The sequence below is a fragment of the Pantoea sp. Taur genome, from assembly GCF_009830025.1.
In the GTDB taxonomy this organism is placed as follows: Bacteria; Pseudomonadota; Gammaproteobacteria; order Enterobacterales; family Enterobacteriaceae; genus Pantoea; species Pantoea communis.
This window is the reverse complement of record NZ_SZZZ01000019.1, coordinates 25,732-38,520: the sequence shown is the minus strand read 5'-3', so window position 1 is coordinate 38,520 and position 12,789 is coordinate 25,732. Positions and strand designations below refer to the sequence as shown.

12 protein-coding genes are annotated in these 12,789 nt (G+C 55.0%); 9 read left to right on the top strand and 3 right to left on the bottom strand.

Going from position 1 to position 12,789, the window contains the following annotated elements; genetic code table 11:
* Positions 1–183 precede the first annotated feature (183 nt).
* The 4 genes from argT to hisP all read left to right on the top strand — a co-directional run bounded on the left by argT (position 184) and on the right by hisP (position 3,340).
* Positions 184–966 (top strand): lysine/arginine/ornithine ABC transporter substrate-binding protein ArgT, encoded by a 783-nt coding sequence (argT, locus tag FD744_RS20520; RefSeq protein ID WP_034825110.1) that lies wholly within the window; start codon positions 184–186, stop codon positions 964–966.
* A gap of 192 nt (positions 967–1,158) precedes the next feature.
* The gene (locus FD744_RS20515; RefSeq protein WP_160869145.1) at positions 1,159–1,845 is read left to right on the top strand and encodes a histidine ABC transporter permease HisQ; all 687 of its coding nucleotides are present in this window, start codon (positions 1,159–1,161) and stop codon (positions 1,843–1,845) included.
* Positions 1,842–2,558 carry an ABC transporter permease gene (locus FD744_RS20510; protein WP_034825106.1) on the top strand — a complete coding sequence of 239 codons (717 nt, stop codon included), beginning with the start codon at positions 1,842–1,844 and terminating at the stop codon, positions 2,556–2,558. Before FD744_RS20515 ends, FD744_RS20510 begins: the two co-directional genes overlap by 4 nt.
* A gap of 8 nt (positions 2,559–2,566) precedes the next feature.
* Positions 2,567–3,340, top strand: a complete 774-nt coding sequence (gene hisP, locus FD744_RS20505; protein ID WP_038645703.1) for a histidine ABC transporter ATP-binding protein HisP — start codon at positions 2,567–2,569, stop codon at positions 3,338–3,340.
* 142 nt (positions 3,341–3,482) lie between these two features.
* Here the strand turns inward: hisP and FD744_RS20500 are convergent, their stop codons facing one another.
* On the bottom strand, positions 3,483–4,430 hold the full coding sequence (locus FD744_RS20500; RefSeq protein ID WP_160869143.1) for a sugar-binding transcriptional regulator: 948 nt from the start codon (positions 4,428–4,430) through the stop codon (positions 3,483–3,485).
* Between the two features lie 194 nt (positions 4,431–4,624).
* On the opposite strand from FD744_RS20500, the gene dalD reads away from it, so the two are divergent.
* From dalD to FD744_RS20485, 3 genes are read left to right on the top strand one after another with little or no spacing between them, the layout of a single operon-like run.
* Complete coding sequence (gene dalD, locus FD744_RS20495) at positions 4,625–6,013, top strand: D-arabinitol 4-dehydrogenase (protein ID WP_160869141.1); 1,389 nt, start codon at positions 4,625–4,627, stop codon at positions 6,011–6,013.
* A gap of 2 nt (positions 6,014–6,015) precedes the next feature.
* Positions 6,016–7,485 carry a xylulokinase gene (gene xylB, locus FD744_RS20490; RefSeq protein ID WP_160869139.1) on the top strand — a complete coding sequence of 490 codons (1,470 nt, stop codon included), beginning with the start codon at positions 6,016–6,018 and terminating at the stop codon, positions 7,483–7,485.
* 27 nt (positions 7,486–7,512) lie between these two features.
* The gene (locus FD744_RS20485; protein ID WP_160869137.1) at positions 7,513–8,793 is read left to right on the top strand and encodes an MFS transporter; all 1,281 of its coding nucleotides are present in this window, start codon (positions 7,513–7,515) and stop codon (positions 8,791–8,793) included.
* A gap of 35 nt (positions 8,794–8,828) precedes the next feature.
* Here the strand turns inward: FD744_RS20485 and FD744_RS20480 are convergent, their stop codons facing one another.
* On the bottom strand, positions 8,829–9,722 hold the full coding sequence (locus tag FD744_RS20480) for a TIGR01777 family oxidoreductase (RefSeq protein ID WP_097116574.1): 894 nt from the start codon (positions 9,720–9,722) through the stop codon (positions 8,829–8,831).
* Positions 9,723–9,924: 202 nt separating this feature from the next.
* Here FD744_RS20480 and yfcF point away from each other — a divergent pair, with 202 nt between their 5' ends.
* Positions 9,925–10,566: a glutathione transferase gene (gene yfcF, locus FD744_RS20475; protein WP_038645717.1), complete on the top strand. Its 642-nt coding sequence runs from the start codon at positions 9,925–9,927 to the stop codon at positions 10,564–10,566.
* Positions 10,567–10,677: 111 nt separating this feature from the next.
* Positions 10,678–11,223 carry an NUDIX hydrolase YfcD gene (gene yfcD / locus FD744_RS20470; RefSeq protein WP_034825091.1) on the top strand — a complete coding sequence of 182 codons (546 nt, stop codon included), beginning with the start codon at positions 10,678–10,680 and terminating at the stop codon, positions 11,221–11,223.
* Between the two features lie 46 nt (positions 11,224–11,269).
* Here yfcD and FD744_RS20465 read toward each other — a convergent pair whose 3' ends face one another.
* Positions 11,270–12,529, bottom strand: a complete 1,260-nt coding sequence (locus FD744_RS20465) for a 4-aminobutyrate--2-oxoglutarate transaminase (protein WP_160869191.1) — start codon at positions 12,527–12,529, stop codon at positions 11,270–11,272.
* Positions 12,530–12,789 lie beyond the last annotated feature (260 nt).

Here is a 12,789-nt window from a genome sequence, read left to right as displayed (position 1 = left end):
TTCCTCACGCCGCTGTTATATTTCCCTCACAAACTAAGTGCTTGCGCCCCTGAAGGGCGCGGTATTTAGTGCGCCTGAGCACGCTTTCGCCGTTTTGCATAACTGGCATGAAACCTGCAAATCATTCAGCGCAAACACACATCACGACCATATAACAATAAGCACTTCACTTGAGGGTTACCTATGAAAAAGCGAGTTCTGGCTCTTTCCCTGATGCTGGCCATGTCCAGCGCTGCGAGCGTGTTCGCTGCGGTACCAAAAACGCTGCGCATCGGGACAGACCCGACCTACCCGCCGTTTGAATCCAAGAATGCACAAGGCCAGTTAGTCGGCTTTGACATCGATCTGGCGAACGAAATCTGTAAGCGTATCGAGACCAAATGTACTTATGTGGAAAGTGATTTTGATGCACTGATCCCGTCGCTGAAAGCGAAGAAGATCGACGCTATCATCTCTTCTCTCTCCATCACCGAGAAACGTCAGGAAGAGATCGCCTTCTCTGAAAAACTTTACGCCGCCAATGCGCGTTTAGTGGCGAAGAAAGGTTCAAGCCTGCAACCGACCATCGAATCGCTGAAAGGTAAAAACATTGGTTTGCTGCAGGGCACCACTCAGGAAACCTACGCGAACGAAAACTGGCGTCCAAAAGGTGTCACCGTGACGCCATACGCCAACCAGGATCTGGTGTATCAGGATCTGGATGCGGGTCGTATCGATGCGGCTTTCCAGGATGAAGTGCAGGCGAGTGAAGGGTTCCTGAAACAGCCGGTTGGCAAAAACTATGCGTTTGCCGGTCCAGCGGTTAAAGATGACAAAATCTTTGGTGTCGGTACCGGTATGGGCTTACGCAAAGATGATGCCGACCTGAAAGCGGCCATCGATAAAGCGTTTGATGCCATGCGTAAAGATGGCACTTACGACAAGATTGCGAAGAAGTACTTTGATTTCAACGTATACGGCGATTAATTGTCCTGTTTTCTGACCTTGATGATTGATTTGCAGCAGGGTTGGTCATAACTATTCACTCCGGGCGCTTACTTATGTAAACTCCCGGGGTTCATACGCTTGCCGCCATCTACCCTGTGATTCAAATCCTGGTCAGGACTGTCCGTTAGTTGGGCAGCGTTTGTTATTTTCCCTCACGACAGGATCGAACCCATGCTGTATGGCTATTCTGAAGTAATCCTAAAAGGCACCCTGGTGACACTTGAGCTGGCACTCAGCTCCGTGGTGCTTGCCTTAGTGCTTGGCTTAATGGGCGCTGGCGCCAAACTCTCTCGCAGTCGCCTGCTGGTGATGATTGCTGAAGGCTACACCACCTTAATCCGCGGTGTACCTGATCTGGTTTTGATGTTGCTGATCTTCTACGGTCTGCAAATCGCCCTCAATACGGTCACTGATGCGCTGGGCATGGCGCAGTTTGATATCGATCCGATGGTGGCCGGTATCATCACACTTGGCTTCATCTATGGTGCCTATTTCACCGAAACCTTCCGGGGTGCTTTCCTCGCTGTGCCAAAAGGGCAGATTGAAGCGGCTACCGCTTTCGGTTTCACCGGTTCGCAAACTTTCCGTCGTATTTTGTTCCCGGCGATGATGCGTTTTGCGTTACCAGGTATTGGCAATAACTGGCAGGTGATTCTCAAAGCCACAGCGCTGGTGTCGCTGCTGGGGCTGGAAGACGTGGTGAAAGCCACGCAGCTGGCGGGTAAAAGTACCTGGCAGCCGTTCTACTTCGCGATCGTCGCGGGGGTGATTTATCTGGTGTTTACCACGCTGTCGAACGGCGTGCTGTGGTGGCTTGAACGCCGCTACACGGTGGGTGTGAAAAGGGCAAAGCTATGATCGATATTATTCAGGAGTATTGGAAACAGCTGCTCTGGACAGATGGTTACCGTTTTACCGGCGTCGCCATTACGTTGTGGTTGTTGATTCTTTCCGTGGTGATCGGTGGTTGTATGGCGGTGTTGCTGGCGATTGCGCGTGTATCGCCAAATCGTTATATCTCAACGCCCGTCTGGCTGTTCACCTATGTCTTCCGTGGTACGCCGCTGTATGTCCAGCTGCTGGTATTCTATTCCGGCATGTATACGCTGGAAGTGGTGAAAGGATCGGAGCTGCTGAATGCCTTCTTCCGCAGCGGCCTGAACTGTACGCTGCTGGCCTTTACGCTGAACACCTGCGCTTACACCACCGAAATTTTTGCCGGGGCCATTCGCGCGGTTCCCCATGGCGAAATTGAAGCGGCACGCGCTTACGGTTTCTCCCCGTTTAAAATGTATCGCTGCATCATACTACCGTCGGCGCTGCGTACCGCGCTGCCAGCCTACAGTAATGAAGTGATCCTAATGCTGCACTCCACCGCGCTGGCATTTACTGCCACGGTGCCAGATCTGTTGAAAATCGCGCGTGATATTAACTCGGCGACCTACCAGCCGTTTACCGCGTTTGGCATCGCTGCGGTGCTGTATCTGATTATCTCTTACGTGCTGATTAGCCTGTTCCGCAAGGCGGAACGCCGCTTCCTGGCGCACGTGAAACCCTCTTCATCGCATTGAGTATCACTATGGCTGACAACAAATTAAGCGTTACCGAACTGCACAAGCGTTACGGTGAACATGAAGTTTTGAAAGGCGTATCACTGCAGGCGAATGCCGGCGATGTGATCAGCATTATTGGCTCGTCCGGTTCCGGGAAAAGTACCTTCTTACGCTGCATTAACTTCCTCGAAAAGCCGAGCGAAGGCACCATTTCGGTTAACAACGAGCAAATCAATCTGGTGCGCGATACCGATGGACAGCTGAAAGTGTCCAACAAAGAGCAGCTGCGTTCACTGCGCACTCGTCTGACCATGGTGTTCCAGCACTTTAACTTGTGGAGCCATATGACGGTGCTGGATAACGTCACCGAAGCGCCAATCCAGGTGCTGGGGCTGAGCAAAGCCGAAGCGCGTGAGCGTGCGATTAAATATCTGGATAAAGTCGGCATTGATGAGCGTGCGCGTGCTAAATATCCGGTGCATCTTTCGGGCGGTCAGCAGCAGCGTGTGTCCATTGCCCGCGCCCTGGCGATGGAGCCGGAAGTGCTGTTATTTGATGAACCGACTTCTGCGCTCGATCCCGAGTTAGTCGGCGAAGTGCTGCGCATCATGCAGAAACTGGCTGAAGAGGGTAAAACCATGGTGGTGGTGACGCATGAGATGGAGTTTGCTCGTCATGTTTCCAATCACGTGATTTTCCTGCATCAAGGCAAGATTGAAGAGCAGGGCTCGCCAGATGAGCTTTTCGGCAACCCGAAAAGCCCACGTTTGCAGCAGTTCCTGTCGGGATCGCTGAAGTAAATTTTGCACGATGGTTAAGGCGATGGAAGCGGGGGCAGAGGAGTAAAGCATCCCGCGCCAGGGATGGCGCGGGATGAGGCCCAGGGATGGTTTATGCCGTCTTTACGATCTGCCCCCCGCTTCCTGAGCAGGCGCTGAAAACTCACTCCCGCAGTAACCTCAGCGCCGTATCTTCATCGGTTACCAGTCCCGATACCCAGCCGCCCTGCAATGCAGCCCGAATCGCCGGATACTTCCGCTCGCTGCCGGAAAAACCAATAATCTTGCGCTGTGTCTGGCTCTCCAGCAATACGCTGGTCAGTAGCTCATCGGTTTCGCCCCACACGCGCTCACCTTGCTGATTGAAAAAGTGACCGAGCATTTCGCCCACCACGCCGCGTGCATTCAGTGCCTCAACCTGTGCATCGGTGATAAATCCTTCGGCATTTAACGGACAACCCGGCATCACTTCCCCAATCCCCACAAAAGCCACGTCCGCCTGCAATGCGCGATCGGTGACGCGCTGATACACCTGATGCTGCACCCACATCGCTTTATCCTGTGGTGTGTCGGCGTACAGCGGCGCAGGAATGAAGAAATACTTGCCCTGCATCTTTTCGGCCATTTTCAACGGCACATCGTAGCGTGTACCGGAATCATCGCGTGCAATCGCCCCAATCATCGAAACGCACTGATGCTGCGGACGATCCACCCAAGGCAATGCATCTATCATTGAGCGTAGAGTCTTGCCCGAACCAATGCCAAATACCTGCGGCGCTTCCTCATTGATAAACTGTGACATCACCGCCGCGCCTTCCACCGCCAGCATCTGCTGAATGGCATCATCGTTCAGATTGGCCGACGGCACCACGCGGCACAGATCCAGACCAAATTTCTCCTGCACCTCGCGCGCCAGCTGCAAACAGTGGGTGACGGGATGATCGATTTTTACGCTCACCATGCCCATCTCGCGTGCGCTGGAGACCAGACGCTGCGCCACCTGACGTGACAATCCCAATGCCTGCGCAATCTCTTGCTGCGTGACGCCTGCAACGTAGTACATCCACGCGGCACGTGCGGCCAGCTCCTGCTTTTTCTCTTCTCTGCTCATCACGCTGTTCCGTCAAAACTGATGCGACATCTTAGCGCGTGTTTTACGAAATGCACTAACTGAGCAAAAGCCCTAAAAAAGAGCAAATGTATTATTTGTGATAAGGCTCGCAGAACGATCCTCACCACGCACACTATGCTACCTGTCATCGGGCAAATGCCCTGTCTTGTGGCAAATGTTTAATTGAGGCGATTATGACCAATCAATCAGTGTGGATGCACATCGGCGCGGGATCATTTCATCGGGCACATCAGGCGTGGTATCTGCATAAACTGCGCGAGCAGGGAGACGAAAGCTGGAGCATCGCGCTCGGCAATATCCGCAATGACGCTGTTTCGCTGCTCAATCAGTTAGCGGCGCAGAACGGCGAATATGTGCTGGAAACCGTGACGCCAGAAGGTGAGCGCGATTACGAAACCATCACCTCGCTGCGCAAAATCTTGCCGTGGGACAGTGAAATTAGCGCGCTGGTTGAGCAGGGGGCCAATCCGCAAACCCGTGTAATTGGCTTTACCGTGACTGAAGCGGGCTACTACCTGACACCTGAATTTAAATTGGATCTCAATCAGGCAGACGTGAAGGCCGATCTGGATGGCGACATCCGCACTATTTATGGCGCACTCAGCCGCATCCTGACAGCGCGTGTTGCACAAGGTGGCGCGCCGGTCACACTGCTGAACTGTGACAACCTGCGCCATAACGGCGAGCGTTTCCGTGAGGGGTTCCTCGCCTTCCTTGCCGCCAAAGGCGATACCGCGCTGGCAGATTGGGTGCGCACGCAGACCACTTCACCGAATACCATGGTCGATCGCATCACACCGCGCCCTACGCCGGATGTGGCGGAGCGCGTGCAAGCCGCAACCGGCAAACAGGATAGGGCAGCGGTGATGGCGGAATCCTTTATTCAGTGGGTGATTGAGGATGACTTTATTGCCGGGCGTCCGGCGCTGGAAAAAGTCGGCGTTGAGCTGGTCGAATCGGTGCTGCCGTGGGAAGAGGCGAAAATCCGCATCCTCAATGCGACACATGCCGCGATTGCCTGGGCGGGCACGCTGATTGGCTTGAACTATATCGATGACAGCACGCGTCATCCGGCGATTTATCAACTGGCGCACGACTATGTCACCCAGGATGTCATTCCCTCTCTGTCGCCCAGCCCGCTTGATTTAGCCGATTACCGCGACGTGGTGCTGGCCCGCTTTAGCAACCCATACATCAAAGACACCAACCAGCGCGTGGGTGCTGATGGCCTGTCCAAAATTCCCGGCATGGTGACGCCAACCCTGCAGGAGTGCTACCAGCGCGGTGCGCAGCCCAGTGCAACAGCGGTGATTCCGGCACTGTTCTTCCTGTTCATGCAGCGCTGGGCCAATGACGATCTGCCTTACACCTATCAGGATGGTGCGCTGCAAGCCGATGCGCTGCGCAAACAATTCGGCAGCGCCGACCCATTAAAATCCTTCCTGAGTGATAACGCGCTGTTTGCGGAACTGGCCAACGATAAGGCGTTTCATGCGCTGGTGACGCGTCGTGTTGAGAGTTTGCAGCAGTGGCTGAAACAGCCAGAACTGGCGGCGGTGTAATCATGTATCTCGGCATCGATATCGGCACCTCAGAACTTAAAGCGCTGATCGTTAATACACACGGCGAGATTGTGGCGTCTCAGCACGCCACGCTGGCTGTGCAGCGCCCACATCCCCACTGGGCAGAACAGGATCCCGAACGCTGGTGGCAAGCCTGCACCGAAGTGCTGGCGGGATTACGTCATCAATCCCCTGATGCGTGGGCCGCGATCCGTGCCATCGGCTTATCCGGTCAGATGCATGGCGCTGTGCTGCTGGATGCGGACGGCAAGGTGTTGCGTCCATGCATCTTGTGGAACGACACGCGCAGTGCGCCGCAGTGTGATGTGCTGCGTAAATGCTATCCGCAGATGATGGCGATCAGCGGCAACATGATCATGCCCGGCTTCACCGCGCCGAAACTGCGCTGGGTGGCAGAGCATGAGCCGGCAATCTTCAGCCGCATCGATAAGGTTTTGCTGCCAAAAGATTACCTGCGCTGGCGTCTTACCGGGCGCTTTGTCAGTGAACCTTCCGATGCTGCCGGCACGTTGTGGCTGGATGTGGCGCAGCGTGATTGGTCTGATGAACTGTTGGGAATAACGGGCCTGACGCGCGCGCAGATGCCTGAGCTGGTAGAAGGCAGCGCGGTGAGTGGCCACTTGCAAGCGGCACTCGCGAGCGAGTGGGGCTTATCCACTTCGGTGACGGTGGCCGGTGGTGGTGGTGACAATGCCGCTTCAGCGGTCGGTGTGGGTGCGGTCAATCCCGGTGATGCCTTTATCTCATTGGGCACGTCCGGCGTGATCTTCGTGGTGAACGATCGCTTACAGGCCGATCCTCAATCTGGGGTGCATGCCTTCTGCCATGCGTTACCGGGCCGCTGGCATCAAATGAGTGTGATGCTCAGCGCCGCCAGTTGCCTGCGCTGGTTGTGCAATCTGCTGTCGGTGAGTGAAAGCCAGTTGATGGAGGAGATGGTACAGCTCAGCGATGAGCAACTGCGGAGTGCCCCGATATTCTTGCCCTACCTGTCAGGTGAGCGCACGCCGCATAACGATCCTGATGCCTCCGGTTCTTTCTTCAATCTTCGCCACGAAACACCGCGTGCCTTGCTGGGCTATGCAGTGATCGAAGGCGTGGCATTTGGACTGGCGGATGGGTTAGCCGTGCTCGGTGACGCTCAGCATCACATTCAGCAATGCAGCCTGACCGGCGGTGGTGCGCGTAGCACGCTGTGGGCACAGCTGATTGCCGATGTGCTGCAACTGCCTATCGTCACCCACCCGGCCAGCGCATCCGGTGCACTGGGCGCCGCGCGTTTAGCGTGGCTGGCGGATGGCGGTCTTGAGCATGAGGTGTGTCTGAAACCGGCGATACAGGCGCGCTACCAGCCGGACGTGACGCGCGGTGCGGTGCTGCAACAGCGGCTGCGTCTGTTCCGCGAACTCTACATCCAACAACAACAGGTGCGCAGCTTGCTGCCTGCATAACGGCTTACCAAACAGAAGGTGATGGTGATGCAATCGAACGAATACTGGTTTGGCTTACCGAAAAAGATGTTCTGGGGCTTCCTCGCTATCGCGATTTTCATGGCGGGTGATGGCTTTGAAATGGCGTTTCTGTCGCGCCATATCACCGACATGGGCTTTACACCTGCGCAATCTGCGGTGGTATTTACTTTCTATGGTTTAGCGGCAGCGCTGGCGGCCTGGGCGTCTGGCGTGGTGGCTGAGCTGATCACCCCGCAGCGCGCGATGATGATTGGCTTTGTGCTGTGGATCGTGATGCATGCGCTGTTTATGTCGCTGGGGCTTGGTCTGCGCAACTATCCGCTGATGGTGCTGTTCTACGGCATCCGCGGGCTGGCTTATCCGCTGTTTATCTACTCGTTCATGATGATGCTGGTGCAGGTCTTGCCACGTGAGAAACTGGCAGCAGCTACCGGCTGGTTCTGGGCAATGTATTCCGTCGGCATCGGCGTGGTCGGCAGCTATTTGCCAAGCCTGACCATCCCGATGCTGGGGGAAACCGGGACGCTGTGGCTGGCGATTATCTGGGTGGCCTGTGGTGGAATTCTGGCGTACTTCAGTCTGCGCAACGTGCCGGTGGATCGCTCACGTGTGAATTTGCCGATGCGTGACAAAATGACCGAGATGTCGCGGGCCGTGACCATCCTGTTCACGAATCAGCACGTGTTTTATGCCTGCCTGATTCGCATTATCAACACGCTGTCGCTGTTTGGTTTTGCCATCATCATGCCACTGCTGTTTGTCGATCGTCTCGGCTTCACTATCTCTGAATGGCTGCAGATCTGGGCGGTGTTCTTCTTTGTTACCATTTTCACCAACATCTTCTGGGGCATCACCGGTGAGAAGCTAGGCTGGATCCGTCAGGTGCGCTGGTTTGGTTGCCTGGGAATGGCGATTTCCAGTCTGATGTTTTATTACCTGCCGCTGTATGCCGGCCACAACTTCTGGGTGGCGCTGATTCCGGCAGTGATGCTGGGGATCTTTGTGGCGGCATTTGTACCGATGACGGCGGTATTTCCAACGCTGGAACCGCATCATAAAGGTGCCGCCGTCTCGATCTACAACCTGTCGGCGGGCCTGAGCAATTTCGTGGCTCCGGCTATCGCCTCAGTGATGCTGCCGTTCTTTGATATCGTCGGGGTGGTATGGGCTTATACCGCGCTGTATGTGTTTGCGGGGCTGCTGACCTTTATCATTCGCGTGCCGCAGCCGGGACACACGCGTGAAGCGAGGGCGGTGAAATCGCGAGTAGCGGAACAACGCAGCTAAGCGAAAAACGGCGGCTCAGGGCCGCCGTCTGTTTATCAGACTACATCCTGCAGCGCTTCCTGCAAATCATACCAGCGGAAGCCAAAACCCGACTCCTCCAGCCGTTTCGGCAAAACATGCTGCCCACCCAGCACCAGCACGGCAGATTCTCCCATCATCAACTTAATCGCGCTGGCTGGGGTGCGCATAAACGCCGGTCGATGCATCACGTGGCCGAGTGTGGCGGCGAACTGCTCATTGCGCACCGCATAAGGCGCAACCATATTGAACGGTCCGCTCAGGTCGTTATTGTCGATCAGCCAGATGATCGCGTTAACCAGATCGTCAATGTGAATCCACGGCAGATACTGCTTCCCACTGCCAATCGGACCGCCGACGCCAAGTTTGAACGGTAGCTTCATTTTTGCCAGCGCGCCGCCTTCCTCTGCCAGCACTACGCCAGTGCGTAATAAACAAACCCGGGTGCGATCGCTCTGTGCATTAAGTGCCAGCTGTTCCCAACGTGCACACAGGGCATGAGTGAACTCATCGTGACCGGGATCGTCTTCCGTTAATACCAGATCGCCGGTATCACCATAAAAACCGGTCGCGGATCCGGAAATTAAAAAATGCGGTGGGTTGCTGCTGGCGTGGATCAGCGAAACGATTTGCTCGGTGATCTGCCAGCGACTTTCACACAGCCGCTGTTTCTGTTGTTCGGTCCAGCGTTTATCGGCGATCGGCTCGCCCGCCAGATTAATCACGCCATCAATACCGTCGAGATCGGTTTGCTGATTGATACCGGACCATAGCGAAACGCGAGGATCCAGTTTGTCCCGTGCCGCCGCGACATCTCGGGTGACGACGTTCACCTGATGTCCGAGCAACAGCAGACGCGGTATCAAATGGCGACCTATCAAACCTGTGCCACCGGTAATAAGCAGGTGCATGCTGAGCCTCCTTGTAATTTATTTTCTGCTCAGACTGATCATAGAAGAGAAGCGCACGGATAGCGTGACAGCGCTTACGCTAATGAAGAAAAAGGGAAAGTTTGTGTTGGTCTTAAGGTCAAAGATCCGACCAGCACACCATTGCCTTAACAAATAAAAATCGGTAAATAGAAAGCACACCTGATGCTTATTGAGGCAGCCGATGAACTATCCATCCATCACCTTGTGGTCCGATGCATCCTTTTTCAGCCCTTACGCTATGTCTGTCTACGTTGCACTCACCGAGAAAGGCATTCCTTTCACCCTGAAGCGCGTGGACCTGGCGCAAAACGCCCAGCTTGATGATGACTACCGCGCGCTGTCGCTGACCTGTCGCGTACCTACGCTGCAGATTGATGATCTGGTGCTCAATGAATCTTCAGCGATTGCTGAATACCTTGAAGAGCGTTTTCCGGCCCCTGAATTCGAGCGTCTCTATCCACGCGATCGTGAAAAGCGTGCGCACGCGCGTGAAGTGCAGGCGTGGTTGCGCAGTGATTTAATGGCGCTGCGTGCTGAGCGTCCGACGGAAGTACTGTTTGCCGGCGAGCGCTTTGCGCCATTAACCCCGGCAGGCGAGCAGGCGGCAAGCAAGTTGATTGCGGCGGTTCAGCGTCTGCTTCCGGATGGACAACAAAACCTGTTTGGTGAATGGTCGATTGCCGACACCGATTTGGCAGTGATGATTAACCGCCTGGCACTGCATGGCGACACGTTACCGGTGAAATTGCAGCATTACGCCGAGTTTCAGTGGCAACGCGCGTCAGTGCAATTGTGGCTGGCCGAATCGGGTAAATCGCGCTAAGCACGAAGAGCCTTGCGGAGGCGAAAAGAACGCTTTACCTTACCGCTCATTCTAATAAGGCATCGCAAACAGGCGCGTGCTGGGCACGCCGAAAACAGAAAAGGGTTACGGATGGTGGATCAAACGGCAGATAGCGGTATCGAGTGGGTTGATATCGTTAGTGAAGAGAACGAAGTCATTGCGCAGGCCAGCCGTGCGCAGATGCGTGCGCAGAATTTGCGTCATCGTGCGACCTACATCGTGGTGCATGATGGTATGGGCAAAATTCTGGTGCAGCGTCGTACTGAAATCAAAGACTTCATGCCGGGTATGCTCGATGCGACCGCCGGTGGCGTAGTGCAGAGTGGTGAAGACATGCTGGAATCTGCACGCCGTGAAGCGGAAGAAGAGTTAGGGATCGCCGCAGTGCCGTTTGCCGAGCATGGTAAATTCTACTTCGAAGATGAGCACTGCCGCGTCTGGGGCGGATTGTTTAGCTGTGTGTCACATGGCCCATTCGCCATGCAGGAAGAAGAAGTGGATGAAGTGTTCTGGATGACGCCAGAAGAGATCACTGCACGCTGCGATGAATTCACCGACGACTCACTGAAAGCCGTATCACTGTGGCTGAGCCGCAACAGCGATGCCGCGCGTCGCAAGCAGAGCAGCGAATCCTGATTCCCGCGACGTTCGAACAAGGCGCCCAACGGCGCCTTTGTTGTTTCTAATGCTCACGTAAAATGTCTTTGAGCAGTTGCAGGGCCTTATCAAACTGTGGCTGCGGAATCGTCAGCGGATACAGAAAACGGATCACATTACTGTGTACGCCACAGGTCAGTAAAATCAGCCCTTGTGCCAGCGCCTGTAACTGAATCGCTTTGGTGATTTCTGCTGATGGTCGGCCTGCGTCATCCTGAAACTCTGCCGCAACCATTGAGCCGTACCCACGCACCTCAGCAAGGGATGCGCATCCAGCACTCCGCAAAGTGGCACTGAGCTGTTCGCCCAATTGATTAGCGCGTGCGCACAGCTGTTCTTCATCAATAATATCCAGCACGGCATGCGCGGCGGCTATCGCGGGCGGGCTACCCGCATAAGTGCCACCTAAACCACCCGGTTCAGGGGCATCCATCACTTCGGCACGCCCGGATACGGCCGATAACGGAAACCCGCCCGCCAGACTTTTTGCCATGGTGATCAAATCTGGCTGCACATCGTAATACTCAGTGGCGAACAGCTTGCCGGTGCGTGCAAAACCGCTCTGAATCTCATCGGCGATTAACAAAATGCCGTGAAGATCGCATAAGGCACGTAACGCAGATACAAATGCTGGTGGCGCAATATAAAAACCGCCTTCGCCCTGCACGGGTTCGAAAATAATCGCCGCCACCTGCTGTGGGCTGATATCACTGCGGAAAATGGCCTCAAGACTCTCCAATGCCTGATGCACGCTCACATTGTGCAGCGCATTAGGGTAGTGAGCATGAAACACCGAGCCGGCAAACGGACCAAAGCCGGTTTTGTAAGGCACGACTTTGCCCGTCAACGACATGGTCATATTGGTGCGCCCGTGGAATGCGCCAGTGAACGCAATAACGCCGGGACGGCCCGTCGCCGCGCGGGCAATCTTCACCGCATTCTCCACTGCTTCTGCACCGCTGGAAAAGAAGGTGGTTTTCACCTCGCCGCTAATGGGCACGCGCTGGTTAAGCCGCTCAGCGAGATGAATATAATTCTCGTAAGGAATGACCTGAAACGCGGTATGGGTAAAGCAATCCAGCTGCTGCTGCACGGCCGCCATCACTTTAGGATGACGATGTCCGGTATTCAGCACCGCAATGCCTGCCGCAAAGTCAGTGTATTCACGCCCATTCTGATCCCAAACCGTGGCGTTTTCCGCCTTAACCGCATAGAAATCACACATCACACCCACACCGCGCGGCGTGGCCTTCAATCGACGACGGTGCACATCACTGTTGCTCATCATTCACCTCGCAAGTCACGGGAGCCTGAGATCAGTGTGAGCGGCGGGATGTTTTTTCGCCAGTGAACCACTCTGACAAACAGTAAGAATGCTGAGGTGTGCACCACAAAAGTGATGATGGAGTGTTAAGGGCAGGGAAGAAGAGTGCCCACTGAAACGCACGATAAATTCTCCCCTGACAAACAGTAAGAATGTAGAGGTATGCACCCCTAAAGCGATGATCAAGTTTGAAAGACAGGGAAGGCCAGTGCGAAGAGCGA